Source organism: Budvicia diplopodorum (genome assembly GCF_009800925.1).
Classification (GTDB): Bacteria; Pseudomonadota; Gammaproteobacteria; order Enterobacterales; family Enterobacteriaceae; genus Budvicia; species Budvicia diplopodorum.
On record NZ_WOYF01000011.1, the window covers coordinates 1 to 26,395 of the forward strand.

A 26,395-nucleotide genomic window follows, 5' to 3' on the forward strand; every position below is an offset into this window, starting at 1 on the left:
TCGTAACGAGAAACGAGATCAAGGGCCTGTCCAATGTGCATAAAAAAATCCGGAAACGGGTGAGCATTTCCGGATTCTTACACAACCACTGGATCGGTCAACCGATCCTTAACTGATCGGCATTACCCAGATTCAGGAGGTTTTCATATTAACGTTATAGATCTGATTACAGGATGCGGCTAATCAATTTATCAATACGGATTCGCCTTAATCGCCTGATTAATTTGCGTATTTTAACCGGATAAAACTGAATGCTTTGTAGCTGTTGGAAATGGCTAACAATAAAGGTATGCGTCCGAATACAATCCAATTCATGAAGACGGGCCTGCTTTAATTCCTCTTTGGGGTCATGAATTAAAATTGCATTTTCTAAGTCCAGATGCCATGCCCGGGGATTAAGATTATTACCGGTAATTAATTGCCAATTATTGTCTACCCACATGCCTTTTAAATGGTAAGTGTTATCTTCATCTTTCCATAATCGAATAGTCAGTAGTTCTTGATCAATATAACGCTGTAAGCGGGTAACAAAACGGCGTAGGTTGATTTCATAAAGGTAGGGTAATGCGCCAATAATTTTAAATGGCTCATCTTCCGGAATATAGAAGTCATTAGCTGTTTTATCACCGACAATAATTTCAACCTGCTTTCCTTGGCGCAGCAGTGAAATAATATTTTTCACCAATTGGGCTGGTAAATTAAAATAAGGAGTGCAAATTGTTAGTTTTTCTTCGGTGCCGTTCATTAGCCAGTTAATTGTTTTATTTAACGGACTGTGGCGACCTAAACCGACTAATGGCGTTACTGCTAGCTGATTATTATCGGCGTTGGCTTCAAATTGATAATTTTTAACCCGTAGTTCCTGTCTGAATCTCTTTATTTCATTTTTTAACTCTGGGCTACGAGGCCGGTCTTTGTAGTCTAAGCGGTGTACCGCATCAGACGTTAGTACTGATTGTTTCGCATAACCAGCCATACTATCTGCTAGCGCAGTATTAGTAATAAATTGATAGCGGTCGTAACGGTATTTATCGTGTCTATGAAGATAAACGTCATTAACGCTGGCACCGGTATAGGCAACGGTATTATCGATAATACTACCTTTTAGGTGTAGAACGCCTAAAGCTTCACGAGTATTAACTGGAACACCATATATAGGAATTTCAATACCTGAGTGCTGCTGAGCCATTTTGTAATACCAGTCAGCATTAGTGTTTTCGGCGGTAGCACCAATTCTACCTCGCTGAGCACGATGCCAGTCTACTAGTATCGCCACCTCTAATTCAGGTCGGCGAATCTTAGCCTGATACACCGCTGACAGAATATCAATACCAGCATCATCATGTTCTAAATAGAGTGCAATCAGGTATATGCGGTGTTCTGCATGGTTAATCAGGTCAAGTAAAGTAGAGCGATAATCACCAGGCGTTGATAATATTTTAATATTATCAATTGGCTGAGATATTTTAGGCAATTGTGCAAGGTGTTGTTGAGATTTCTTACGTTTAAATGATGACAACATCACAGTGCATTCTTCTCTTGTTGGGCTATGGCAAGGGGCCATAGCGTGCAATTAGTTAACAGTCGAATCGGACAATACTACCACCACTCAATGGTAATGTGACCAAAAAACAGCACCTATCTTGTAAATCTGTCGATGATATAACATATTTTAACTAGATTGTATCGTATCTATTTGATACTAATGAATATTATTCTTTGAGTTATAATTTAGCCGTACAATTTTCAGCGGAATGAGCGATGAGGCTTTCCAGTGAGCGGTTAGCTTTACCAGCCAGATAACGTTGCTTAAAGTTAACAAAGTAACTATTTAACTGCTCTGACGCTGTAATTTCATTGACCTGTGCCAATAATTTGATAGCTACTTCTACAGTGCAAAGCTGCTCTTTGGTGCTTGCTTCACGCAAAAGATAATCTGAACTTTCATCTGCCTCAATAGCTAGAATTGGCAGATTATCTAGATAAGGGCTCTTGCGAAACATTTTCCGGGCTTCAGCCCATGTGCCGTCAAGCATAATAAATAGCGGGTGCTTTCCGAGCTGTTTGTCGACCGTTTTGGTGACTCTGCCGGGAAGGGCGTAAGAGGCGGGGAATATCAGATAGGGCTGATAGCTATTATCGGATAATAAAGTCAATAACTGTGGATCGACCGTTGTTCGTGACCAAATGAACGCTGTAGTCTCAGGAAGTATGTCTGCAATTAGCCTACCGGTATTGCTCGGTTTCAATGGTTCTGTGTCATACATTAATAAACAGAAGCGGCTGTCTGACGTCATTGGTGAAATCGAAGAGCATAGGCAATGAATTTTGGGTAGTAGGCAGCGGGTACAGCGTATCACTCGGCAGCCTCTGGCTTTATATGACCGGGTTGATTGAGCAAGACGTTTTTCACGAAGGCCTAATACAGCGTTGTCAACGGAGGGCGTGAATTCAATTTCTGGCTCCATTTGATCTTTACCTGAAAAATGTATGTTTGGTGGCAACGATCGATTTTAACACTTTTCCAAAGGAGCATTGATGAAACCAATCAGTTAAGGAGCGCAATAATACGTTATTATGCGCGCCTCGGTTATGGTTTTATCATTGATTTATGTTCGAAATTATTTTGCCAGTACTTCATTCAGCCATTGGTTAAATGACTCTTTTGGCATCGCTCCATTCAACATATCTATGCGTTGTCCCTTCTTGAATACCATAATGGTAGGTATACTACGGATACCATAACGGGCACTTAGCTCCTGTTCTGCTTCGGTATCGACTTTTACAAAGCGGAATTGACGCTCTCTTTCTTGAGCTGTATCTTCAAAAATAGATGCAAAGTTAAGGCATGGGCCACACCAGGGTGCCCAAAAATCAACGACGACGGGTAAATCGTCTTTTAATAATGAATCAAGAGACGTTTTGGTAGCGTTGATCACCTCGCCATCAAAAAGCTCATGTCCGCAGCGACCACATTTGGCGTCTTCTTTAACTCGCTCTTCAGCAATACGATTGGTTGTTAGGCAAGAAGGACAAAGGGTATTCATGCTGTTACCTCAGTAAAATTACACACTAATTTTACTTATTATGTATAAACGATTAACTGTCCACAATGTGGTTTTGTCGATGGTTACAATAGTTTTAGTCTTTTAGCAGATCATTAGTGGCTTACCGGTAAAACATCAGGTAATCTGCGCGCCGAGTGCGATGGTGGGAGTGGAGAATAGATATGAATGACTCTTTTAGCGGTAAGAATGGCAAAGTTAAAGTAATGTACGTTCGCGGTGATGACAATAAAGATGATAAGAGCAACAAACGCTCTGATAAAAGTCGCCCGGTAAATAAAAATGCTAACCGCAGCGATAAGAATCCACGTTGGGGCGATAGTGACCGTCCGCGTAAACCAGTACGTAATGAAAATGAAAAGCCAGCCCGCTCAGCATGGCAGGCAAGGTTGCAGGACGTCAGCGAGCCTGAGCCGTTTGATCACGGTGGAATTAGCGGTAAAAGTCAGATAGATCCGGCTCAACTGCGTAAGCAACGTGAAGAAGAAACAAAGGTTTATGGGGAAAATGCTTGTAAAGCGTTATTCCAGAGCCGTCCTGATGCGATTGTTCGCGCTTATTTTATTCAATCCGTGACTCCTCGTTTTCGTGAAGCGCTTCGCTGGATGGCGGCTAATCGTAAAGCGTACCACGTCGTTGAAGAAGAAGAGTTAGCCAAAGTATCAGGTACAGAACACCACGGTGGCGTCTGTTTTCTGATTAAAAAACGTGGTGGATTATCCGTTGCTGATTATTTAGCGAAAGCAGCAAAAACCGACTGTGTGGTTGCTATGGAGAATGTAGGCAATCCTCATAATCTCGGCGGAATGATGCGTTCTTGTGCTCATTTTGGCGTCAAGGGCGTATTGCTGCGCGATCCTAGCATGTTGGAGTCCGGTGCTGCCATTCGTACTGCTGAAGGTGGTGCGGAGCATCTTAGCGCTATTGGTATTGATGATTTTCCTGAAGCTCTTGATATTTTCCGCCGCGCGGGATATACCATTGTTACTACTTCTAGCCACAAAGGGACGCCATTATCTAAAGCGACCTTACCGGCTAAAACCGTATTAGTGATTGGTGAAGAGCGTGACGGATTGTCCGATACGGCGATGGAGCAAAGCGATATAAGTGTATCAATTGGCGGTACAGGAAACGTTGAAAGTCTAAACGTTTCAGTTGCTACAGGTATTTTATTAGCCGAATGGTGGCGCCAGAATTTAGCCAAATAGGCCAGTTCGGTCGGTTTTAGTTTCGAAACTAAATGAAATTCAAGGGAGCGCTATTAGCGCTCTTTTTTTACGATTACTTTTTGTCTTTATTATAGTTTATCGGCGTGATGGATTAAAACGAACTTGTCCCACAGCTGCTCATTGCTCTCTTTGTGCTCGGGATCGTGAATGATAGTGTTATCGATCGGGCATACTTTCATGCAGGTTGGTTGATCGTAGTGGCCAACGCACTCAGTGCAGAGATTAGGATTAATTTCATAGATTTCAGCGCCCATTGTAATTGCCTGATTCGGGCATTCCGGCTCGCACATGTCACAGTTAATACAGCTCTTTTTTATCAATAACGCCATTTCAATCACTTACCTAAAATTCTTATTTGTATCTGAGAGTGAATCCGCTTGTCTTATCTCATGCTTTTACGCACTCATTGTATTGATATTCAGTGTATGGAACGTTGAAAAACGTAAAATATGCAGCAGAGATATTTTTCAGCTCCTAAATACGATGTGTACGAACCATTATCTATAGTTCAGTAAACACGGGGGATCCAGCGCCGCGCACTGTAACACAAAACCTAAAAAAGCCCAATAATGGCGTTTTTTTAACCGTATTGAAGAGTTAGGCTCTGCGTAAACTGGCGTGTGCCTATTAGGTAGACAAATCCGTTGGCTGCCTGAAGGGAAAAGGATCGCTACTATAGACGATAAACAGTCAGAGAAAAGGTATACTCTCCTAATTATTTTTTCGAGAAGTTTGGTTCAATGAGCATCGCCATATTCTATTATAGGAGTCAGTTTGTCAGCTAACCAACCACATCGGCGTACCGTATTTTTTGATTTGGACGGTACCTTACACCAGCAGGATCTATTTGGTAGCTTCTTACGCTATTTGGTTAAACGTTTACCTATAAACCTGATACTGGTTATTCCTCTGTTACCTTTAATTGCTCTCGGTTTGTTGATTGGCGGGCGCTCATGCCGCTGGCCTGTTAGTTTATTTTTATGGGCAATGACGGTAGGGCAGGGTGAGGCTAGGTTGAAACGGCTGGAAGCCCGGTTCGTTGAAAATTTTAAACGGCAGGTTGTTGCTTTTCCTGCCGTTCAAGGGCGCTTGGCTGAGTATATCAACGATGAAAATACTGACGTATGGCTGTTAACCGGTTCGCCTCAGAGGCTGGTTGAACAGGTTTATGCCGACTCTTTTTTCATTAAAAAAGTTAATCTTATCGGCAGTCAGGTAGTCAGAGCCTACGGTGGTTGGGTTATTACTATGCGTTGTCTGAATAAAGAAAAAGTTAATCAGCTCGAACTTCGCCTTGGTAAACCGCTGACATTATATAGCGGCTACAGCGATAGCATTCAGGACGATCCGGTTCTTTCGCTTTGTGAGTTTGCTTGGAGGGTTGATGCAGAAGGCAATTTAAGTCCGCTAAAATTTACGTCGCGATTTTGATAGTTAGCAGGAAAGCATCATAAGAGTGCTTTTCCTGAATTAACTAAAAGCGTAATTACATTGCCTGTCTGAATAGCTCAACAATTGGCAACGCTCTACAACATGAGGGGGAATAACCATGCAGCAAGAGTTGTACACTGATGAATACTGGATGCGTTATGCGCTTGAGCTAGCAAAGAAAGCCGATAATGAAGGCGAAATCCCCGTTGGTGCCGTTTTGATTTTAGACAATGAAATAATTGGTGAAGGCTGGAATCGCCCGATTGGCAAGCATGATCCAACCGCTCACGCTGAAATTATGGCTCTTCAGCAGGGGGGGGGCGCTCTACAAAATTACAGGCTACTGAACACTACGCTATACGTTACGTTAGAGCCCTGCGTCATGTGCGCCGGAGCTATGGTACATAGTCGTATTCAGCGTTTAGTCTATGGCGCTAAAGATCTCAAAACGGGTGCCGCAGGGTCGCTACTTGACGTCTTAGGGCATCCGGGGATGAATCATCAGGTTGAAGTGATATCGGGCGTATTGGCTGATGCCTGCTCGGCCTATTTGAGTGATTTTTTTAAACGGCGTCGTGAACAAATAAAGACAATGAAGAAGCATAAAACCGGGCTGTCTTAGCCCCCGCGTTTGGGCGAAACTAATTGCGCACGACTAACTGGTTCGGCTTTACTGCTGGAGAAGATGCGTTTATTTTTGCTTCTTTAGCTGCCTCTAGCAACGTCTGAGACATCTGATGTTCTTTTTCTTGCAGATAGCCAGCTAGGCTAATTCTGTAACGGCGGATATTTTCAACAAATTGGTATGCCTGATGGCCGCGGGCATAGCCATACTGGGTCCTAGCGTAATACTGCTTCTGGCTGAGCATGGGCAGCCTTTTCTTTACGTCAGCCCAACTGTCAGGATTTTCTCCCTGCTGTGCCGTAAGGCTACGAGCGTCAAGCATATGGGCATATCCCATATTGTAAGCCGCCAGAGCGAACCAAATGCGGTCATCTTCAGGAATAGTTCCCGGTATTTTTTCTATCAGCTGTTCAAGGTAAGTAATTCCGCCCTTGATACTCTGTTCCGGGTCTAGCCGGTCGGTTACGCCCAACGATTCAGCCGTATTACGGGTTAGCATCATAACCCCCCTGACTCCGGTAGCCGATGTTGCCAGTGGATCCCAGTGGGACTCCTGATAGGCAATCGCGGCGGCTAACTTCCAGTCTATTTTTGTCACGTGTTTTTCAAAGTAAGGCCGAAGGTTCGGTAATACGTCATCAATAGCGTTTAGAAAGGTTTTAGTATCCACATAATTGAATTCACCCACGTGGCCCAAGTATTTTTCTTCTAGATTAGCCAACGTTCCGTCTTCAACAACTTGATTAAAGAAATCCAGCATGGCCGCGTTAAGACTATTGTCTTCGCTATTTTTGACGTACCACATTACAGGCTCTTCTTCAGTGACATCAAAGGCAACGGCCAGATTTGGATAAACCCGTTGCACAATGGCAATAGTCACTGAATCAGCGATGGTGTAATCCAGCTTGCCGTCAGCCACTTGCCTGAGTAACTCTGTCGATGAACTGGTTGATGAGGCATTCCAGTTTAGCTCCGGATATTTGCTCTTTTTTAACTGCTGGAGAGTTGAAATGCTGGCTGAGCCTGTCACCACCGTGAGTTGCCCTTTTATATTATCCAAGGACGATGGCTTAGGCGTGCTCTGGTGATAGACCAACTGCTGGGATACGGAGTAGTAAGCCGGGCCAGTATTGTAGTCTTTCATACGCTCGGGGTTATAAATTAGCCCGGCCGCTAAAATGTCGGCCTTCCGCCCGTCGAGTTCTGGAAAAAGGGTAGTTATATTATGCTGGGCTTCAATATTGAGTTTTACACCTAGATACTCAGCGAACAGTTTTACCAGTTCATAATCGAGCCCCCTGGTACCATCACTGCTTTTGTAATAGTAAGGGGTAACGTTCAGCGTGCCGACATTCAGTACTCCGCGAGCCTGTATTTCTTGTACTTGGCTGCTGTCGCTACTGCGCCAATGGAGCATTGGCCATAGCGTTAAGGCAATGAGTAAGGTAACGACACCAATAAACAGATAACTAATCTTTAGTGGCTTCAAATAATTTTCTCTATAGGTGAAATTTGGGCTGAATACGGTTAGAGCGGGATGCTATTTGAGGTTTAACGTGCTCCGATCTGAATCATTTCGGACAGCGATCTATCTGTTGATATTCAATGAAATTATCTATTTTTCTATCGTGTGATAGCCAGCGAGCCTATATGCTATTGAGGCATTTTGCTTAACTAGACGCCTCTTGGCAAACACTATGTGTCAGGTACGGAATTTTCCCATTAGAAAATAATAGCGACGCAAACGGTTTCGTCATCGTGATTGATTCTCTATAATGGCGTCAGTTTTCCTTCGCTCATCCTTAGACTAGAGAAACGCTACTATGGAAATTTTGCGTGGTTCCCCTGCTTTATCCGCTTTTCGTATCACTAAATTACTCTCTTTATGTGAGGATGCTCAAATTCCAGTCAGCGATATTTACGCTGAATACGTCCATTTTGCGGCTTTGACTTCCCCGCTATCAGAAAGTGAGGCCACCAAGCTCCAGCGTTTACTCAAATATGGCCCGTCTTTGGCGGAACACCAACCTGAAGGTCGGTTGCTGCTGGTTACGCCAAGACCGGGAACGATTTCACCATGGTCTTCTAAAGCGACGGACATTGCACATAACTGTGGTTTAGGGCTGATTCAGCGTCTGGAACGTGGAATTGCCTACTATATTCAGGCCGAGACATTAACGTCATCCCAGTGGCATACGTTGGCCGGGTTACTCCACGATCGTATGATGGAGTCGGTATTTACCGATTTCAACCAGACGGAAGCCTTGTTCTCTCAGCATCAGCCGGCTCCTTTAGTTGAGGTTGATATTTTGAACGAGGGGCGTGAAGCGCTCGAAGATGTGAACCAGAAGCTAGGGCTGGCTTTAGCTTCGGATGAAATTGATTACCTGTTAAACGCGTTTAATCGTCTGGGTCGCAATCCGACCGATATTGAGCTGTATATGTTCGCTCAGGCTAATTCTGAGCACTGTCGGCATAAGATTTTTAACGCTGACTGGATTATCGATGGGAAAACCCAGCCTAAATCATTATTTAAGATGATTAAGAACACCTTTGAACAACATCCTGACTATGTTTTATCTGCCTATAAAGATAACGCGGCCGTGATGGAAGGGTCTGACGTCGGCCGATTCTTTGCTCAACCGGATTCAGGCATCTATGACTACCGTCAGGAATTAGCTCATATTCTGATGAAAGTAGAAACGCATAATCATCCGACGGCTATTTCACCTTGGCCGGGAGCCGCTACCGGTTCTGGCGGAGAAATCAGAGACGAGGGCGCGACCGGCCGGGGGGCTAAACCTAAAGCTGGCTTAGTCGGATTTTCCGTTTCAAACCTGCGCATTCCCGGCTTTGAACAACCGTGGGAGCAAAACTTCGGTAAGCCTGACCGCATTGTGACCGCGTTAGATATTATGACCGACGGGCCTTTAGGCGGCGCTGCTTTTAACAACGAGTTTGGTCGCCCGGCTATTTTAGGCTACTTCCGTACCTATGAAGAAAGCGTCGCTAGCCATAATGGGCAGGAGCTTCGAGGCTACCATAAACCGATTATGCTAGCCGGTGGTCTGGGGAATATTCGAGCGGATCACGTTCAGAAAGGTGAGATTGTAGTCGGAGCCAAGCTGATTGTGCTCGGTGGCCCATCAATGAACATTGGTCTTGGTGGCGGTGCGGCTTCATCGATGGCATCGGGTCAGTCAGATGCTGATTTAGATTTCGCTTCCGTTCAGCGAGATAACCCTGAAATGGAGCGCCGCTGTCAGGAGGTTATCGATCGCTGCTGGCAAATGGGCGATGACAACCCAATTTTATTTATTCATGACGTCGGTGCTGGTGGTTTGTCTAACGCTATGCCGGAGTTAGTCAGCGATGGTGGGCGCGGCGGTAAGTTTGAACTGCGTGACATTCTTAACGATGAGCCGGGCATGAGCCCGTTGGCAGTTTGGTGTAATGAATCGCAGGAGCGTTATGTCTTAGCGATATCACCGGATCAACTATCGCGATTCGATGCCATTTGCCAACGCGAGCGGGCCCCGTATGCGGTAATTGGTGAAGCCACCGAAGAGCTTCATTTAACGATGAATGACCGCCATTTTGATAATAAACCGATCGATCTGCCGCTGGACGTTTTATTGGGTAAAACGCCAAAAATGGTACGGGATGTCAAATCTCTGAGCTTCAGTGGCCAGATGCTAGATCGTGCAGGTATCACGCTCGAAGATGCCATTAAGCGAGTGCTTCATTTACCTGCGGTCGCTGAGAAAACCTTCCTGATTACCATTGGCGATCGCTCGGTAACCGGTATGGTTGCCAGAGATCAAATGATTGGACCTTGGCAAATACCGGTCGCGGACTGTGCCGTGACGACTGCCAGCTATGATAGCTACTATGGTGAAGCGATGTCGCTGGGCGAAAGAGCCCCGGTGGCGTTACTGGATTTTGCCGCATCGGCCCGTCTGGCCGTTGGTGAAGCGATAACTAACATTGCAGCGACTCAGATTGGCGAGCTTAAACGAATTAAGCTCTCGGCAAACTGGATGGCTGCTGCGGGCCATCCGGGAGAAGATGCCGGTTTGTACGAAGCCGTTCGTGCCGTTGGCGAAGAGCTTTGTCCGGCACTGGGCATCACCATACCGGTGGGTAAAGACTCGATGTCGATGAAAACCCGTTGGCAGCAGGGCGATGAAACGCTTGAGATGACTTCCCCTTTATCATTAGTCATTACGGCGTTTGCCCGTATCGAAGACGTGCGTAGTACCGTAACGCCACAGCTGCGTACCGATAAAGGCGAAAATACGCTGCTATTGATAGACTTAGGCGAAGGGCGTAATGGCTTAGGCGCAACGGCGTTAGCGCAGGTTTATCGGCAGCTGGGCAATAAACCGGCAGATGTGCATAGCGCAGACAAGCTGGCCGGTTTCTTTAATGCGATGCAGACTCTGGTCGCCGATCGCTCACTGTTGGCTTATCACGATAGGTCTGACGGCGGATTAATCATCACATTAGCCGAAATGGCTTTTGCTGGCCATTGTGGACTGGACATTCAGCTGGAATCGTTAGATGAAGATCTGCTATCCGTATTGTTCAATGAAGAGCTTGGTGCTGTTATTCAAGTCACTCAAAGCAATCTCGAGCAGGTTAAACAGCGTCTGGCTACGTTTGGTTTGGCTGACTGCGTTCATGAAATTGGCCGTGCCGTGGTGGGCGATAATATTTGTCTTCGTCAGGGGAAACGGTCGGTGTATCAGCAAAGCCGTCAGGCGCTGAGGATCTGGTGGGCTGAAACCACGTGGCAAATGCAGCGTTTACGGGATAATCCGGCCTGTGCAGATTCAGAACATCAGTCTAAACACAATATTCAGGATCCGGGTTTGAACGTCAGCCTAACTTTCGACCCTAAACAAGACGTTGCCGCACCTTATATTCTTAAGCAGGCTCGTCCGCGTCTGGCGGTATTACGCGAACAAGGCGTTAACTCTCATGTTGAAATGGCGGCGGCATTCCACCGTGCCGGATTTGAACCCGTTGACGTTCATATGAGCGATCTGCTGGAAGGACATGCTTCACTGGCGAGTTTTCACACGCTGGTGGCCTGCGGCGGTTTCTCATACGGAGACGTACTAGGAGCCGGAGAAGGTTGGGCGAAATCTATTCTGTTTAACGATCGGGTTCGCAGCCAGTTTGACGGTTTCTTTAACCGACAGGACTCACTGGCTCTGGGGGTATGTAACGGCTGTCAGATGATGTCTAACCTTCGTGAGCTGATTCCCGGTGCTGAACACTGGCCGCGCTTTGTTCGTAATTTGTCAGACCGTTTTGAAGCGCGATTCAGCCTGGTTGAAGTTGCGGATAGTCCATCTCTATTCTTTAAAGATATGGCTGGTTCTCGTTTACCTATCGTTGTTTCACACGGCGAAGGGCGAGTAGAAGTTCGCGACAGATCGCACCTATCAGCATTAGAGCAATCTGGCCTGATTGCCCTGCGTTATGTTGATAACGGTGGGCAGGTTACTGAGGATTACCCGGCAAACCCTAACGGTTCACCGAATGGGATCACCGCCGTAACCAATAAAGATGGTCGTATAACCGTTATGATGCCTCACCCGGAGCGCGTGTTCCGTACTGTCAGCAATTCATGGCATCCGGAACAGTGGGATGAAGACAGCCCATGGATGCGCCTATTCCGTAACGCCCGCAGGCAGCTAGGCTAATTCAGTAAGGCCGTTTGTTGGTCGAAACATGATAAAGGCGACGAAGGTCGCCTTTTTTAATGCTTTGATTATATAGGAAATTATGTTTCCTGTTGGCAAATGCAGACAATACGTCGTACTGGGTGTCTCAGATAAGAGACATTTAACTAAATGATTAATATAATAAATAATCCTGCCATCGAACTATGTCGGTATTTAGAGACAGAATAGCTAATTTTGACCGTAGTTAGAAAATCTCATGGTTAGCATAACGCTGTAATTAATATATTAACCTTTGTTTATTAGTTGGTTATGATATTTATTTTGAAGTTGGCACGATGCATGCATATAGTATTGCGTCGCTCATTCAACTATTTATGTCAGCGCAGTGAAAACTGAACTACATAAGCCATCAGAATGATGCCAAAGCCATGGTACCTACCGTCTACGACATCGATATTAACTGCTTTTGCAGCTTATCAAACATCAGACGACACGTTGAGTGAGGTGCCAGCCTGTGTCTAGCGATGATGAACAGAGCTTCATCAATAATTGACACATTTGGATGTTATTCGTCAGGTCTACCGATGATTGGCTTAGCCTTCATCAAACAGAAGACGAAAAATCAGGGCATCCGCGCATTTCTCCCTAGGGGTGCTAACGCATTCTTAGGGAACAAAGTTTATCAATAAACGATATTCGTTAAGCACTTATCATTAATTAGATAAGTGCTTTTTTTTGCACTAAAAATGGCCTGATTTAACCCAGTCTGGCTATCACCGTATTAATTATCGCCGGATTGCGATAATTGTTTGGAAAAATAATAGAATAAGTCTATTCACATCAATAAAGGTCGGTTAGCATCTTACCTGAGTGATTCACTGTGAGAGCGCCGCGTTGAAAAAGTTTAGTCGTTTTCCCCATTCCCTTCGTCAATTGGTTTTGCTGGCATTTTTGCTGGTGCTATTGCCTTTGTTAATATTGGCCTATCAGGCATATAAAAGTTTGGATCTTCTCAGCGAACAGGCGGCGGATATTAACGGCACGACGCTGAAAGATGCTCAGCGCAGTGAAGCGATGACAAATCTGGCACTGAGTATGGAACGAAGCTATCGGCAATACTGCGTATTGGGTGATAAAACGCTGGAGAAACTCTATTTAAATCAGCGCCAGCAATATGCCGCAATGCTGAACGTTCACGCCGCTATTTTACCCGATGATAAATACTATAAGACGTTACATCAGCAATTAGCCGGGTTATCAACTATCTCCTGTAAAAACAGCGGCCCCGACGATAATTCATCGCTCTTGCTGGAGTCTTTCTCTAAAGCCAACGCTGAAATGGTTCAGGCTACCCGCGACGTGATTTTCTCCCGCGGTGAAAAACTTCAGCAGGCGATTGCCGACAAAGGCTATTTCTTCGGTCAGCAGGCCTTACTATTATTCCTGCTCAGTATTTTCTTAGTGTTCCTGTTTACCCGTATGATTATCGGTCCGGTTAAAGCCGTTGAGCGTATGATTAATCGCCTCGGTGAAGGGAAAACCCTCAGCAATTTATCGCTGTTTAAAGGCCCGCGTGAAATCCAGTCTCTTGCTCAGCGAATTGTTTGGCTCAGTGAGCGGTTATCATGGCTGGAATCGCAGCGCCATGAGTTCTTACGCCATATTTCCCACGAGCTTAAAACGCCGCTTGCCAGTATGCGTGAGGGAACTGAGCTATTAGCCGACCAAGTCGTTGGGCCACTGACTGAAGATCAAAAAGAGGTGGTCGGCATTCTTGATAACAGTAGCCGCCATTTGCAGCAGCTAATCGAACAGCTATTAGACTATAATCGTAACCAGTCTGATTCCCGGGCGGAAAAAGAGCATATTAATCTACAAGAGCTGGTTTCTGCCGTTATTTCTGCCCACAGTTTACCGGCAAGGGCAAAATCTATGCGCACTGAGTGTCAGCTAGCTAAAGATCGTTGCTGGGCTGAATCTGTGCTACTAATGCGCGTTCTTGATAATCTCTATTCCAATGCGGTGCACTATGGCGAGGAATCCGGTACCATCTGGATTATTAGCCGTCAGGTTGATCAATTGATTCAAATTGAGGTCGCCAACACCGGTGAGGCAATTTTGCCTCAGGAAAGGGCAATGCTGTTTGAACCGTTTTATCAAGGAAGCCGCCAACGAAAAGGGGCGGTAAAAGGCAGCGGATTAGGGTTAAGCATTGCCCGTGACTGTATCCGCCAAATGGATGGTGAGTTAGTGTTGGTCGAAGTTGATTACGCTAACGTGTGTTTTCGAATTGAATTACCGTTAACTGCTGAGAAGTAATACATAATGCGTAGTAACAGGTTTATACAACAAATTTTAGACAGCAGATTAAACTTAACCACAGTGGCGACAACCCCTGCGGGGCAAGTACTGAAGCGGGCTTTAGTCTTTGCTTCAGCGCTGGCTTTGCCTGCCATTTTATCCGGCTGTGTTAGTCAATCATTAGGCAGTAGCCTATCCGGCACAATAAAAAATGAATCGCCGGATCGTCGGGTTAATGATTATTCACGCGTGAACTGTGATAGTTCCATTTGGCAGAATCAGGATGATGAAACCAATGAAAATTCACTCTACTGGCTAAGGCTGATGAGCTGTGTTCAGTCGTTAACTCCCCCTCTGGCCCGCATCCAATCTTATGGCTATGAAGTGGTCAAATGGGACCGAGCCTTTAAGCGCGCCATTCTGTTAGCCCTCAATGAACCGACCAGCAGAGAGCGTCGCAAATCATTAGAGCAATTGAACAGTTTTAAAGACACGTACCCCGACAGTGTTTATCCGCTAATTCAGCTCTGGAGCGATCAACAGACCAGTGAACTCAATTTATTTGATGAACGCCTCCGCACTCAGCGCCTGAAAGAAAGCAATGACGCCCAGCTTGATGCTTTGCAGCAGCAACATCAGGATCTCAAACATCAGCTCAGTGAGACCACCCGCAAGCTCGAAAATCTGACGAATATCGAACGTCAGCTCTCTTCTCGTAAAATGCCTCAGACGGAGCTGCCTCATGATGAATCGAATAGCAACGCTAAGTCTGATGCTGGGCCTGCAACACCTGAAGAGCTGAAAAAGCCGGTGCCCGATGCTGTACCCGTAACGAACCCTGTAGAAGACATTAAGCCTGATAGCCCTAAACCGGTTACGCAGCCTGCTATTTCTCAGCCAGCGGCGACAGCGCCCGTACCTGCTAAGCCAGATACGCCACCACAAAAACAATAAGACTTTATAAGGAGATTCGGCGATATGTCACAGCGTAAGCCTGCTAATTTATTATTGGTTGATGACGATCCTAGTTTGTTAAAGCTTTTGGGAATGCGTTTGACCAGCGAAGGCTTCAATGTCACAACGGCGGAAAATGGTCTGGAAGCGTTACGTCGCTTGGCTCGTGACCCTGTCGATCTCGTTATCAGTGATTTACGAATGGATGAGATGGACGGCATGGCGCTGTTTGCTGAAATTCAAAAGCGCCAGCCGGGAATGCCCGTGATTATTCTTACTGCTCACGGTTCTATTCCCGATGCGGTAGCGGCAACGCAACAGGGCGTATTTAGCTTTCTCACCAAGCCTGTCGATCGCGATGCGCTGTATAAAGCCATTGACGAAGCGCTGGCGCTTAAAATTCCGGCCGGTGATGATAGCTGGCGCGAGCAAATAGTCACCCGTAGTCCGCTTATGCTTCGCCTGCTTGAACAGGCCAAAATGGTCGCTCAGTCTGACGTTAGCGTATTGATCAACGGGCTGAGTGGGACCGGTAAAGAGGTATTAGCCAACGCGATTCACCACGCGAGCCCGCGAGGGCGTAAACCTTTTATTGCTATTAACTGTGGTGCTTTACCGGAACAGTTACTTGAGTCAGAGCTTTTTGGCCATGCCAAAGGTGCTTTTACCGGCGCTGTTAGCAGCCGTGATGGCCTGTTTCAGGCCGCGACGGGCGGGACTTTGTTTCTAGATGAAATCGGTGATATGCCTTTAGCCCTCCAGGTGAAGCTGCTGCGTGTGTTACAAGAGCGTAAAGTTCGCCCGCTAGGAAGCAATAAAGATCTGGATATTGACGTTCGTATTATTTCCGCGACTCACCGCGATTTACCTAAGGCTATGGCTAAAGGCGAATTTCGCGAAGATCTTTACTATCGTTTAAACGTGGTCAATCTTAAAATCCCGGCGCTGCATGAGCGCGCTGAGGATATTCCGTTATTAGCCGACCACTTATTACGCGAATCAGCAAAACGGCATAAGCCGTTTGTGCGTAGTTTTTCCACTGATGCAATGAAACGACTGATGGCTGCAAGCTGGCCGGGTAACGTTCGCCAGTTGGTTAACGTCATTGAGCAGTGCGTTGCCCTGACCAGCACGCCGGTGATTAATGAGTCTCTGGTTGAGCAGGCGCTTGAGGGGGAAAACACCGCGTTGCCAACTTTTGCCGAAGCCCGTAATCAGTTTGAGTTGGTCTATTTGCGTAAGTTGCTGCAAATGACAAAAGGCAATGTGACTCATGCCGCCAGAATGGCCGGTCGAAACCGAACTGAATTCTACAAATTACTGTCGCGTCATGAACTGGATGCGAATGATTTCAAAGAGTAGGATTTAATCTTTTCTAATCCAGACGGGAGTCATTTATACTTCCGTCTTTGTAACCAGATAGCGAACAGTGAATTGATATGAGCAGAGCTCTCTCTATCGCATTAGCGCAGTTAAATTGGCTGGTGGGTGATATCGAAGGTAACGCCGACCGCATGTTGCAAATCCTTAACGAGCAACGGCACGCAGGCGCAGATATTGTTATGTTTTCTGAGCTGGCCCTTACCGGATATCCGCCAGAAGATTTACTTTATCGCGACGATCTTTATCAGCGCTGCGACGTGCAGTTAGCCAGGCTTCAGGCGGCTTCTTCCGAGCTCGCTATCATTGTGGGTCATCCTTACCGGGATAACGGTCGGTTATATAATGCGCTCTCTTTTTTCTGGCAAGGCAATCTGGTTACCCGCTATTACAAACAGCAGCTTCCTAACTATGGCGTATTCGATGAGAAGCGCTATTTCAGCGCGGATAATAAGAGCCAGTTTATCGAATTTAAAGGCTATCGCCTCGGCCTGTTGATTTGCGAAGATCTCTGGTTTAACGGCCCGGTTGATGAACTGAAAGCGTCTGGGGTCGATATGATCTTATCGATCAACGCCTCGCCTTATAACCGCGAAAAGCCTTATATCCGAAATCAGCTCCTGTCTGAACACAGCCGCCGTACTGGCTTGCCATTGGTTTATCTGAATCAGGTTGGCGGCCAAGATGAGCTAATTTTTGACGGCTGTTCTAAGGTGTTTGATGCCGCAGGTAACATGACTCACCGTCTGGCAGCGTTTAGTGAGCAAATAGCTCAGGTTCGGCTTAACGATATTCAGATTGAGCCGATGGCCGGTTTGGCTCCTCAGGCTTCCGATCTCTCGCTAATCTATGACGCGTTGGTATTAGCCGTTCGCGACTATGTGACCAAAAATGGATTTAAAGGCATTATTCTTGGCCTGTCCGGCGGGATTGATTCCGCGTTAACGCTGGCGATTGCGGTTGATGCTCTGGGCAAAGATAAAGTTCAGGCCGTGATGATGCCTTTTCGCTATACCGCAGAAATCAGTATCCATGACGCCAGAGAAGAAGCTGAGATTTTGGGCGTAGAGTTTGATGTTATCTCGATTGAACCTATTTTTGACGCTTTTATGGCTCAGCTAGCGCCAATGTTTGTTGGTACTAAGCGTGATACCACGGAAGAGAACCTGCAGGCTCGCTGCCGGGGTGTGATTCTGATGGGGCTATCGAATAAGCGCGGTAGTTTGGTTCTGACTACCGGTAATAAGAGCGAAATTGCGGTAGGCTATTCCACTCTTTATGGTGACATGGCGGGTGGTTTTGACGTATTAAAAGATGTGCCAAAAACGCTGGTGTTTAAGCTTTCTGAATATCGTAATACCCGTTCATACGTTATTCCTCAGCGGGTTATCGACCGCCCACCGTCCGCGGAGCTGGCGCACGACCAACGGGATGATGACAGTCTGCCGCCGTACCCGGTGCTGGACCAAATTTTAGATGGCTACGTCGAACGAGATATGTCGGTGGAACAGTTGGTTGCCGAAGGGTTTGATGAAGCGATTGTTCGTAAAGTTATTCGCCTGGTGGATATTAATGAATATAAGCGTCGTCAGGCTCCTGTAGGTCCGCGCATTACTGCGCGTAATTTTGGCAAAGATCGGCGTTACCCGATCACATCCGGCTTTGGCCGCAAAAACTGGTAAGGATCCGCTGTTATGAAAAAGATTGACGCTATCATCAAGCCGTTTAAATTAGATGATGTTCGCGAAGCGCTGGCGGAAGTTGGCATTACCGGCATGACAGTGACTGAAGTGAAAGGTTTCGGCCGCCAGAAGGGGCACACTGAGCTATATCGTGGCGCTGAGTATATGGTGGACTTCCTGCCAAAGGTCAAAATTGAAATCGTTGTTGCTGATGAAATCGTTGATACCTGCGTAGAAACTATCATGAATCGGGCTCAAACCGGTAAAATTGGTGACGGAAAGATATTCGTTTTCGACGTTGCCAGAGTGGTGAGAATTCGGACCGGCGAGCAGGACGAAGACGCTATTTAGCCGTGGCGTATTTTTTGCTGAGAGGCAATATCAGCCTCTCAGCGGATAAAACGGTTGGCGGTGCTCGTTTCATCTCATCTTAAAATTCAACGATCTTATGCGGGCCAAAGCACTCATAGCGTAGCTGCTCCGGTTTTACTCCCCAGTTGGTGAGCTGCCGGGCAATATGTTGCATAAAAGGCACCGGCCCACAGAAGTAATACTGCATATTTTGCTGAGATAGCTCAGCTTTCAGCGCATCAAGCTGCATCAATCCCCGATGGTCGTAGTGAGTGCCGCTAAGATCCTGCGCATTAGGTTGGTTATACCAAATCTGCTGGTGAACGTTCTGCATTGAATTTTAAATTTCGGTTACTTCGCTTCGAAAGGCATCGATTGCGCCATTTTCTGCCGCATGCAGCCAGTAGATATCAGCTGAATGGTTTTGCATTTTGAGCGAGTTCAGCATTGCCAGCATCGGGGTTACCCCTACGCCGCCAGATATCAGCGCGATGGGCGTTTCCGCTTTCACATCAAGAAAGAAGTCACCGTATGGCGGGGCTAGGCTCAGGGTATCGCCCTCCTGAACGGTGTCATGCAGGAAGTTTGATGCTTTGCCCTGCGGCTCACGCTTTACTGCAATTCGATAGTTATTACCGTTGGGGGCGTGAGTCAGTGAGTACTGACGAATCTCCTGATTTTCCAAGTTTTCGCCGCGCAGGTAGACGGCGACATACTGCCCGGCTTTATAATCTGCGACGGGTTTACCATCGACCGGAGCGAGTTCAAAGCTGGTGATAACCTCGCTCTCTTTGCGCTTGTTAACAATACGGAATTCTCTTAGGCCTTCCCATCCGCCTTGTTCGTTTGCCACCTGCCGGTAGATCTGTGATTCACGCTGGATAAACACGTTGGCCAGTACCTGATAGGCTTTTCCCCAGGCTTCAATAACTTCAGCTCCCGGATGCAGTAATTCATCAATGGTTGCCAGTAGGTGATGGCCAACGGTGCCGTATTGGTCTGGCTGAATATTAAAGCTAGCGTGTTTTTGAGCAATACGTTCAACGGCGGGAAGGATCGCCGATAAGTTTTCGATATTGGATGCATAGGCGCAAATAGCACCGAATAATGCCTCCCGTTGAGCGCCGCTCTGTTGATGGCTAAGGTTAAAAATATCTTTGAGTTCTGGATTGTGTTTGAACATCCGGTCATAGAAATAGCCGGTTAGTTTAGGCCCGGTTTCAAGCAGAACAGGGATAGTTGATTTAACAATGGCAACAGTGTGGCTATCTAGCATGGATGTTTCCTGATTATTTAATGATGCACATAAAGTGCATAATAAATACATCTTATGTTTGATCTCTGTCAATATAAAATATTTTTAAATGGCTTCCGATGGTTCCGCCTTTCATGCAATCGTTTGCGTAAAAACCTTCATTTGGCTCTATTTAACAAGATAAAAACATATTACACTGGGATCACGTTGCACGTAGTTGCACCTTTTGCCAGTTGATTAGCTTATTCAGGAGATGCGGATGTTAAAGCGAGATATGAACATTGCCGATTATGATGCCGAGTTATGGCAGGCTATACAAAAAGAGAATGTTCGTCAGGAAGAACATATTGAATTGATTGCTTCTGAAAACTATACCAGCCCGCGCGTTATGCAGGCTCAGGGTACTCAGTTAACCAATAAATATGCTGAAGGGTATCCGGGCAAGCGCTATTACGGCGGCTGCGAATACGTTGATATCGTAGAACAACTGGCTATCGATCGCGCTAAAGCGCTGTTTGGGGCAGATTATGCCAACGTACAGCCACACTCAGGTTCTCAGGCTAATGCTGCGGTTTATATGGCTCTGCTCAACCCGGGCGATAAAGTTCTGGGTATGAATCTGGCCCACGGCGGTCACTTAACTCACGGCTCACCGGTTAACTTCTCCGGCAAGCTTTACGATATCGTTCCTTATGGTATCGATGAAAGTGGCAAGATTGACTATGCCGATCTGGCCACTCAGGCGCAGGCGCATAAACCAAAAATGATTATTGGCGGCTTTTCTGCCTATTCTGGCGTGGTTGACTGGGCCAAAATGCGTGAAATCGCTGACAGCATTGGCGCTTACCTGTTTGTTGATATGGCCCACGTTGCCGGCTTAGTTGCTGCAGGCGTTTATCCGAACCCGGTCCCTCATGCTCACGTGGTCACCACGACAACGCATAAAACCTTAGCGGGCCCTCGCGGTGGTCTGATTTTAGCTAAAGGCGGCGATGAAGACCTGTATAAGAAACTCAATTCGGCCGTATTCCCCGGTGGTCAGGGTGGCCCTTTGATGCACGTGATTGCCGGTAAAGCCGTTGCGTTAAAAGAAGCGATGGAGCCTGAATTTAAATCTTATCAGCAACTGGTTGCGAAGAATGCCAAAGCGATGGTGGAAGTGTTTAAATCTCGCGGTTACAAAATTGTTTCCGGCGGTACGGAAAACCACCTGATGCTGCTGGATCTGGTCGATAAAGATATCACCGGTAAAGACGCTGATGCAGCGTTGGGCAGAGCCAACATCACGGTCAATAAGAACAGCGTTCCTAACGATCCAAGAAGCCCGTTTGTGACTTCCGGTGTGCGTATTGGTACGCCGGCGGTGACCCGTCGCGGCTTTAAAGATGCCGAGGTGCGTGAGCTGGCCGGTTGGATCTGTGACATTCTGGACAACATGGGTGATGACGCGACCATTGAGCGCATTAAGGCTAAAGTGCTTGAAGTTTGCGCCCGTTTCCCGGTTTATGCCTAAATTCAAACGGTATACATAGTCATTTTGCTATAAAGTGAAATGCAGTTTAATAAAATGGGCGTTATATTAATTATGGCGCCTATTTTTTTACCTTAAAATTGGCGGGTTATTACCCGGCGACGAGCAATAGCTTCAGAGAATTAGAGGATAACTAAATGAAAAAGCATAACCCTGGCTTTGAACAACTGTGTGAGGCCGCACGTAACAATGTGAATGAAGTGAGCATCCAGCAGGTGAAACAGATGATTGATGACGGTACTGTGCCGCTGGTGTTAGACGTCAGAGAAGAGAGTGAATGGCAGAAGGGCCATATCCCCGGTGCTCAGCATTTAGGCCGCGGTGTATTGGAACGCGATATTGAAACCCGCGTTCCCGATAAACAAACGCCGGTGATCCTCTACTGTGGCGGCGGCTATCGTTCTGCTCTGGCGGCGGAAAGTATCCAAAAGATGGGATACAGCCAAGTGCTATCCATGGACGGCGGCTATCGTGCATGGGGCGAAGCAAACTATCCATTGGTTAGCGAATAGTTGGCGGCAAACCGCGATTGAATGATGGCCTCAATGACCCGAATATATGTTTTCCTGCTTTGCCTGATGAGCCCGCTGGCCGGCGCACATCCCCACAGCTTTATTGATTTAAACGCCAGCCTGTTAACTGAAAAACAGGCACTCATCGGCATAAAAATGGTCTGGTTAATGGATGAGTTAACCTCTGCTGAACTATTGCACGATGCGGCGCTGGCAAAAAATAGTGCGGGCGCATGGAAGTCTATGGCGGATGAAATCATGGAAAATGCGGCTGCTCAGCACTACTTTACTCAGATTAACTCTGGCGGGCAGGCGGTAAGCTTAAGCGCTAAACCCAACGATTACTCACTATCACGGCTGGGAAATAAAGCCGTTTTGTCGTTTGTACTGCCGCTGGAGAAACCGCTTCCTTTGGCTAATAACGTCATTACGATTTCGACTTATGAACAAAGTTATTACGTCGATATGAGCTATATCACCGATGACGCCTTCAGCCTGCCGACTGATATTACCGCATCCTGTAAAGTCAGCATTCATACGCCAAAACCAGACGCTTCGCTGCTAACCTACGCTCAGTCGCTGGATAAAGACGATGTACCGGAAGAAGACATGGCGCTGGGTAGCAAATTTGCCCAAACGGTGACGATTGCATGCAAGTGATAGGTTCAGCCTCAACGCCGACGAAACGCGGGCTGCGGAGCTTTTGGCCTCTGTATGTCTGCCTTGTCGCTTTGTTATTGCTGGGCGGCATTATCTGGCTTAAATGGCCCGATTTATTACTACAAAGCGCTATCTGGCAGAAATTGCTTCATCAGCGGCTGGTCAGCTTGTTGCAACAGGTTAAAGCTCACCCTCTGGAAACGGGCGGTATGCTGATGTTGTTTAGCTTTACTTATGGCCTGCTGCATTCTGCGGGCCCGGGGCATGGAAAGGTTATTATTGCTGCTTATCTGGCCACTCATCCGCTAAAGCTTCGCAGTAGTTTATGGCTAACCATCGCCGCCTCCGTGGTTCAGGGTATGGTTGCTATTGTTCTGGTAACTGTCGTGACTTTTGTATTACAGCTCTCTTCGCGCGCTTTGCATCAAAGCAGTTTCTGGATGGAAAAGGGAAGCTATTTACTCATTGTGCTGGTGGGATGCATTCTCTGTTATCGGGCCGTGCGAAGCCTGCTCGCTATAGCTAAAACCTACCGGCGTTCAGGGATGAATATCATTGCCCTCAGACCTATGGATGCCAATCATGTGCATAGTGATGACTGTGGCTGTGGGCATCGCCATTTGCCCACTCAGCATGAGCTATCCAGCGGCAGCGGTTGGAAGACTCATTTAGCCATTATATTCTCCATTGGTTTGCGTCCTTGTTCTGGCGCAATATTGGTTTTACTCTTTTCAAAAGTGATTGATGCCTATTATTGGGGCATGGCTTCCGCTATGGTAATGGCGATAGGAACGGCAACGACGATTTCGCTACTAGCGCTGTTTGTCCACTTTGCTCGTCGGTTAGCTGAACGTCTGACGTCAGCCCGAGGGCATCGGCAGTCTTGGGGGAGGGTCGCGCTGGCTTCCCTTTCATTAGGCGGTGGCGCATTGCTTATTCTGGCCGGATTGATTCTTTACTATGCGGTTTCTCCCGTAGCTATGGGGGGAACCCCTGTTTTTTAGTCTGATATTGATTGTCGCTATTTAAATAAAAGGACGCGTTATGAGAACTATTTATGCCCACCGCGGCATGTCTTCACTGGCTCCTGAAAATACCTTATCGGCTGTTAAACTTTGCGCAGATTACCGGGTTGATTGGTTTGAGTGCGATATCGACATTCTGCATGATGGCACCATTGTAGTTTCTCACGATTCAACGCTGGATCGCTGTACTAACCGTTCCGGCTCATTATTTGATCTCGACCGACAAGCGCTCTCCAGTATTGACGCCGGAAGTTGGTTTAGCCATGACTACCTAGATGAGCCTCTGCCAACTATAGAGCAGCTGGTTGTGGCGATAAACCGCTATAAGCTCAATGCCAATATTGAAATTAAATCCTGCGAGTCCAGCGCTCAGGCCAGCCGCGATTTGCTCAGCGGCTTGAACGCTGCGCTAGAGCAGCTTGCCCCAGAACGGGACTATATTATCTCCAGCTTTAATCCGATTCTGCTGGCTGAATTTAAAAAAATACGGCCTCAGGCCAAGATAGCCTGCCTGTTTGAGCAACAGACTCTAAATGATGATTGGCATGTCATTATGGAATGGACCGGAGCGGAATATATTCACCCTCAGAATGAAGGCCTGACGCGCGAACAGGTCAGAATGTTTAAGGAGCGAGGGTATAAAGTTAACGTTTGGACAGTTAATGAAAAAGACCGGGCTAACCAACTGTTTAACTGGGGCGTTGACGGTATTTTTACCGATGTTGCTCAGAATTTCTCAAGGTAAACCTTCTCATTACCTTCTCATTATTACCGGGCAATAAAAAGAAAGTTTATTGCCCGGTATACAGAATGATTAACGCTTCAGTGCATCACTCAGTTCATCACGAATGGTAGAAAGCAGGGCCTTCACTACGCGCGGGTTGCCTGCAACCACGTTGCCAGAAACGTAAGAGTTATGGTCGCCAACAAAATCAGTCACGATACCGCCAGACTCACGAACCAGCAGTTCACCGGCAGCAAAATCCCAAGGCTTCAGGCCAATCTCAAAGAACCCATCAACTCGGGCAGATGCCACGTAGGCCAGATCCAGCGCGGCTGAACCGGTACGTCGGAAATCTGCACATTGAGTGAACAGCTTACCAACTATATTGATGTAAGTTGCTGAATGCTGCTTGAGTTTGAACGGAAAGCCGGTTGCCAGAATGGTACCGGAGAGATCTTTAGAGTTTGAACCGCGTAAACGATAACCGTTTAACTGCGCACCCTGACCGCGAGTTGAGGTAAAGAGTTCGTTACGCATTGGGTCATAAACTACGGCAACTTCGGTACGGCCCTTAACGCGCACGGCGATAGAGACACAGAAATGGGGGAGGCGTTTAATAAAGTTAGTGGTGCCATCTAGCGGATCGATAATCCATTGTACGTCCGAGTCTTCACCGACAAGTTCGCCGCATTCTTCGCTGATGATGGTGTGTTGAGGGTAAGCTTTACGGATAACTTCGATAATTAAATGCTCAGCTTCGCGATCAACGTTAGTAACGAAATCGTTGTCACCTTTCTGACTTGCTTCAACGGCGTCAGGTGTTTCATAGAACTTGGCGATCAGGTTACCGGCCTTGCGCGCAGCGCGTACGGCTATGTTCAGCATAGGATGCATGGGTATCTTCCACTAAATGTTAAAGAACAGGAGAATCATAAAACGGCGCAAAGTATATCAGAGGATCGGCAAAATACATAGGCTGTGTTACCATTCTTCCCCACAACTTTTAGCGCGCAGAATTTTGTTCCTATGTCAGAGCTTACGTCACAGATAACCGGATTGGACAATATCCGTATCGTTTTGGTTGAAACATCCCATACCGGAAATATGGGCTCTACCGCCCGGGCCATGAAAACCATGGGATTGACCAACCTTTATTTAGTTAATCCATTAGTTCGTCCAGACTCTCAGGCAATTGCTCTGGCTGCCGGTGCCAGTGACATCATCGGTCGGGCTTCTATCGTTGACACGCTCGATGAAGCCTTGGTTGGATGCCGCTTGGTCGTTGGAACCAGTGCGCGCTCCCGAACCCTACAGTGGCCCATGCTGGAACCCCGTGAATGTGGCGTAAAAATGACTCAGGAAGCCTCTCAGGCTCCGGTCGCGCTGGTGTTTGGTCGTGAAAGAGTCGGGTTGACTAATGATGAGCTACAAAAGTGCCATTATCATGTCGCCATTCCGGCTAATCCTGACTATAGCTCATTGAATTTAGCCATGGCGGTACAAATCTTAGCCTACGAAATTCGGGTGGCGTGGTTAGATCAACAGGCCGAAAATGCCGCTCCGCTACCCCTCGAACAGGAAGAATACCCATTGGCGGAAGATCTGGAGCGCTTCTATCAGCATATGGAATCCGTATTACTGAATATTGGTTTTATTCGCGCTTCTCATCCGGGGCAGGTGATGAATAAGCTTCGTCGCTTAATTAACCGCTCTCGCCCTGAAAGTCAGGAAATAAATATCCTACGGGGGATCCTGAGCGCCATTGAAAACCCTGATGACAGAAATAGGCAGAAATAATAGCCTTGAACGCCTTTTCAATTGTTACAATACGCGCGACAATAGCTAAATACGCTTTGTATTTGGCCTACTTGAGCCGCATGGTGGCATGTTTTAATCGTCAGAATAATACTTGACTAAAACAGTCAACTAAATAGTTGACTGAAATGGTTGGGAATGCCAAACTGTCAACATATT

Annotated in this window: 21 protein-coding genes and 1 pseudogene; 15 read left to right on the forward strand and 7 right to left on the reverse strand. The window is 46.8% G+C overall.

Going from position 1 to position 26,395, the window contains the following annotated elements; genetic code table 11:
- Positions 1-166: 166 nt before the first annotated feature.
- The 3 genes from pssA to trxC all read right to left on the reverse strand — a co-directional run bounded on the left by pssA (position 167) and on the right by trxC (position 3,047).
- Positions 167-1,522 carry a CDP-diacylglycerol--serine O-phosphatidyltransferase gene (gene pssA, locus GVI43_RS10810; RefSeq protein ID WP_159566965.1) on the reverse strand — a complete coding sequence of 452 codons (1,356 nt, stop codon included), beginning with the start codon at positions 1,520-1,522 and terminating at the stop codon, positions 167-169.
- Between the two features lie 202 nt (positions 1,523-1,724).
- On the reverse strand, positions 1,725-2,468 hold the full coding sequence (locus GVI43_RS10815; RefSeq protein ID WP_159566875.1) for a tRNA-uridine aminocarboxypropyltransferase: 744 nt from the start codon (positions 2,466-2,468) through the stop codon (positions 1,725-1,727).
- A gap of 153 nt (positions 2,469-2,621) precedes the next feature.
- Positions 2,622-3,047, reverse strand: a complete 426-nt coding sequence (gene trxC / locus GVI43_RS10820) for a thioredoxin TrxC (protein WP_159566876.1) — start codon at positions 3,045-3,047, stop codon at positions 2,622-2,624.
- 182 nt (positions 3,048-3,229) lie between these two features.
- Between trxC and GVI43_RS10825 the strand changes: the two genes are divergently transcribed.
- Positions 3,230-4,273, forward strand: coding sequence for a tRNA/rRNA methyltransferase (locus tag GVI43_RS10825; RefSeq protein ID WP_159566877.1), 1,044 nt, complete (start codon positions 3,230-3,232; stop codon positions 4,271-4,273).
- Positions 4,274-4,362: 89 nt separating this feature from the next.
- On the opposite strand, the gene GVI43_RS10830 is transcribed toward GVI43_RS10825, so the two are convergent.
- Positions 4,363-4,623, reverse strand: a complete 261-nt coding sequence (locus GVI43_RS10830; RefSeq protein ID WP_159566878.1) for a YfhL family 4Fe-4S dicluster ferredoxin — start codon at positions 4,621-4,623, stop codon at positions 4,363-4,365.
- A gap of 445 nt (positions 4,624-5,068) precedes the next feature.
- Here GVI43_RS10830 and yfhb point away from each other — a divergent pair, with 445 nt between their 5' ends.
- Together yfhb and tadA are read left to right on the forward strand one after the other, a co-directional pair.
- Positions 5,069-5,725 (forward strand): phosphatidylglycerophosphatase C, encoded by a 657-nt coding sequence (yfhb, locus tag GVI43_RS10835; protein WP_159566879.1) that lies wholly within the window; start codon positions 5,069-5,071, stop codon positions 5,723-5,725.
- Positions 5,726-5,843: 118 nt separating this feature from the next.
- Positions 5,844-6,347, forward strand: coding sequence for a tRNA adenosine(34) deaminase TadA (gene tadA / locus GVI43_RS10840; protein ID WP_159566880.1), 504 nt, complete (start codon positions 5,844-5,846; stop codon positions 6,345-6,347).
- 19 nt (positions 6,348-6,366) lie between these two features.
- Here the strand turns inward: tadA and mltF are convergent, their stop codons facing one another.
- A complete protein-coding gene (gene mltF, locus GVI43_RS10845; protein ID WP_159566881.1) occupies positions 6,367-7,839 on the reverse strand; it encodes a membrane-bound lytic murein transglycosylase MltF in 1,473 nt (490 codons plus the stop codon).
- Between the two features lie 334 nt (positions 7,840-8,173).
- Between mltF and purL the strand changes: the two genes are divergently transcribed.
- From purL to glnB, 6 genes are all read left to right on the forward strand, one after another.
- Positions 8,174-12,064 carry a phosphoribosylformylglycinamidine synthase gene (gene purL, locus GVI43_RS10850; RefSeq protein ID WP_159566882.1) on the forward strand — a complete coding sequence of 1,297 codons (3,891 nt, stop codon included), beginning with the start codon at positions 8,174-8,176 and terminating at the stop codon, positions 12,062-12,064.
- Between the two features lie 876 nt (positions 12,065-12,940).
- Positions 12,941-14,365: a sensor histidine kinase gene (locus GVI43_RS10855; RefSeq protein ID WP_159566883.1), complete on the forward strand. Its 1,425-nt coding sequence runs from the start codon at positions 12,941-12,943 to the stop codon at positions 14,363-14,365.
- A gap of 6 nt (positions 14,366-14,371) precedes the next feature.
- A complete protein-coding gene (gene qseG / locus GVI43_RS10860) occupies positions 14,372-15,301 on the forward strand; it encodes a two-component system QseEF-associated lipoprotein QseG (RefSeq protein WP_159566884.1) in 930 nt (309 codons plus the stop codon).
- Positions 15,302-15,325: 24 nt separating this feature from the next.
- Positions 15,326-16,663 carry a two-component system response regulator GlrR gene (gene glrR, locus GVI43_RS10865; protein ID WP_159566885.1) on the forward strand — a complete coding sequence of 446 codons (1,338 nt, stop codon included), beginning with the start codon at positions 15,326-15,328 and terminating at the stop codon, positions 16,661-16,663.
- A gap of 77 nt (positions 16,664-16,740) precedes the next feature.
- The gene (locus GVI43_RS10870; RefSeq protein ID WP_159566886.1) at positions 16,741-18,363 is read left to right on the forward strand and encodes an NAD+ synthase; all 1,623 of its coding nucleotides are present in this window, start codon (positions 16,741-16,743) and stop codon (positions 18,361-18,363) included.
- A gap of 12 nt (positions 18,364-18,375) precedes the next feature.
- The gene (glnB, locus tag GVI43_RS10875) at positions 18,376-18,714 is read left to right on the forward strand and encodes a nitrogen regulatory protein P-II (RefSeq protein ID WP_159566887.1); all 339 of its coding nucleotides are present in this window, start codon (positions 18,376-18,378) and stop codon (positions 18,712-18,714) included.
- Positions 18,715-18,793: 79 nt separating this feature from the next.
- On the opposite strand, the pseudogene hmpA reads toward glnB, so the two are convergent.
- Positions 18,794-19,990: pseudogene (hmpA, locus tag GVI43_RS10880) on the reverse strand (NO-inducible flavohemoprotein).
- A 238-nt stretch (positions 19,991-20,228) separates the two neighbouring features.
- Here hmpA and glyA point away from each other — a divergent pair.
- The 5 genes from glyA to GVI43_RS10905 all read left to right on the forward strand — a co-directional run bounded on the left by glyA (position 20,229) and on the right by GVI43_RS10905 (position 24,442).
- On the forward strand, positions 20,229-21,482 hold the full coding sequence (gene glyA / locus GVI43_RS10885; RefSeq protein WP_159566888.1) for a serine hydroxymethyltransferase: 1,254 nt from the start codon (positions 20,229-20,231) through the stop codon (positions 21,480-21,482).
- 155 nt (positions 21,483-21,637) lie between these two features.
- Positions 21,638-22,012: a rhodanese-like domain-containing protein gene (locus tag GVI43_RS10890; RefSeq protein ID WP_159566889.1), complete on the forward strand. Its 375-nt coding sequence runs from the start codon at positions 21,638-21,640 to the stop codon at positions 22,010-22,012.
- Positions 22,013-22,036: 24 nt separating this feature from the next.
- Positions 22,037-22,672 carry a DUF1007 family protein gene (locus GVI43_RS10895; protein ID WP_425482144.1) on the forward strand — a complete coding sequence of 212 codons (636 nt, stop codon included), beginning with the start codon at positions 22,037-22,039 and terminating at the stop codon, positions 22,670-22,672.
- On the forward strand, positions 22,663-23,676 hold the full coding sequence (locus GVI43_RS10900) for a nickel/cobalt transporter (RefSeq protein ID WP_159566891.1): 1,014 nt from the start codon (positions 22,663-22,665) through the stop codon (positions 23,674-23,676). The genes GVI43_RS10895 and GVI43_RS10900 overlap by 10 nt, the downstream gene beginning before the upstream one ends.
- Before the next feature lie 40 nt (positions 23,677-23,716).
- Positions 23,717-24,442 (forward strand): glycerophosphodiester phosphodiesterase family protein, encoded by a 726-nt coding sequence (locus GVI43_RS10905; protein WP_159566892.1) that lies wholly within the window; start codon positions 23,717-23,719, stop codon positions 24,440-24,442.
- A gap of 69 nt (positions 24,443-24,511) precedes the next feature.
- On the opposite strand, the gene suhB is transcribed toward GVI43_RS10905, so the two are convergent.
- Positions 24,512-25,315, reverse strand: a complete 804-nt coding sequence (suhB, locus tag GVI43_RS10910) for an inositol-1-monophosphatase (RefSeq protein ID WP_159566893.1) — start codon at positions 25,313-25,315, stop codon at positions 24,512-24,514.
- A gap of 132 nt (positions 25,316-25,447) precedes the next feature.
- On the opposite strand from suhB, the gene trmJ reads away from it, so the two are divergent.
- Entirely contained in the window at positions 25,448-26,218 is a 771-nt protein-coding gene (gene trmJ / locus GVI43_RS10915) for a tRNA (cytosine(32)/uridine(32)-2'-O)-methyltransferase TrmJ (RefSeq protein ID WP_159566894.1), read from the forward strand.
- Positions 26,219-26,395: the final 177 nt, after the last annotated feature.

Coding starts and splice junctions, on each gene's coding strand:
- qseG (WP_159566884.1), top strand. CDS start 14,372: ATGCGTAGTAACAGGTTTATACAACAAATTTTAGACAGCAGATTAAAC.
- GVI43_RS10815 (WP_159566875.1), bottom strand. CDS start 2,468: ATGGAGCCAGAAATTGAATTCACGCCCTCCGTTGACAACGCTGTATTA.
- GVI43_RS10890 (WP_159566889.1), top strand. CDS start 21,638: ATGAAAAAGCATAACCCTGGCTTTGAACAACTGTGTGAGGCCGCACGT.
- GVI43_RS10825 (WP_159566877.1), top strand. CDS start 3,230: ATGAATGACTCTTTTAGCGGTAAGAATGGCAAAGTTAAAGTAATGTAC.
- pssA (WP_159566965.1), bottom strand. CDS start 1,522: ATGTTGTCATCATTTAAACGTAAGAAATCTCAACAACACCTTGCACAA.
- tadA (WP_159566880.1), top strand. CDS start 5,844: ATGCAGCAAGAGTTGTACACTGATGAATACTGGATGCGTTATGCGCTT.
- GVI43_RS10895 (WP_425482144.1), top strand. CDS start 22,037: ATGGCCTCAATGACCCGAATATATGTTTTCCTGCTTTGCCTGATGAGC.
- glrR (WP_159566885.1), top strand. CDS start 15,326: ATGTCACAGCGTAAGCCTGCTAATTTATTATTGGTTGATGACGATCCT.
- glyA (WP_159566888.1), top strand. CDS start 20,229: ATGTTAAAGCGAGATATGAACATTGCCGATTATGATGCCGAGTTATGG.
- glnB (WP_159566887.1), top strand. CDS start 18,376: ATGAAAAAGATTGACGCTATCATCAAGCCGTTTAAATTAGATGATGTT.
- trmJ (WP_159566894.1), top strand. CDS start 25,448: ATGTCAGAGCTTACGTCACAGATAACCGGATTGGACAATATCCGTATC.
- trxC (WP_159566876.1), bottom strand. CDS start 3,047: ATGAATACCCTTTGTCCTTCTTGCCTAACAACCAATCGTATTGCTGAA.
- GVI43_RS10905 (WP_159566892.1), top strand. CDS start 23,717: ATGAGAACTATTTATGCCCACCGCGGCATGTCTTCACTGGCTCCTGAA.
- GVI43_RS10900 (WP_159566891.1), top strand. CDS start 22,663: ATGCAAGTGATAGGTTCAGCCTCAACGCCGACGAAACGCGGGCTGCGG.
- suhB (WP_159566893.1), bottom strand. CDS start 25,315: ATGCATCCTATGCTGAACATAGCCGTACGCGCTGCGCGCAAGGCCGGT.
- GVI43_RS10870 (WP_159566886.1), top strand. CDS start 16,741: ATGAGCAGAGCTCTCTCTATCGCATTAGCGCAGTTAAATTGGCTGGTG.
- GVI43_RS10830 (WP_159566878.1), bottom strand. CDS start 4,623: ATGGCGTTATTGATAAAAAAGAGCTGTATTAACTGTGACATGTGCGAG.
- purL (WP_159566882.1), top strand. CDS start 8,174: ATGGAAATTTTGCGTGGTTCCCCTGCTTTATCCGCTTTTCGTATCACT.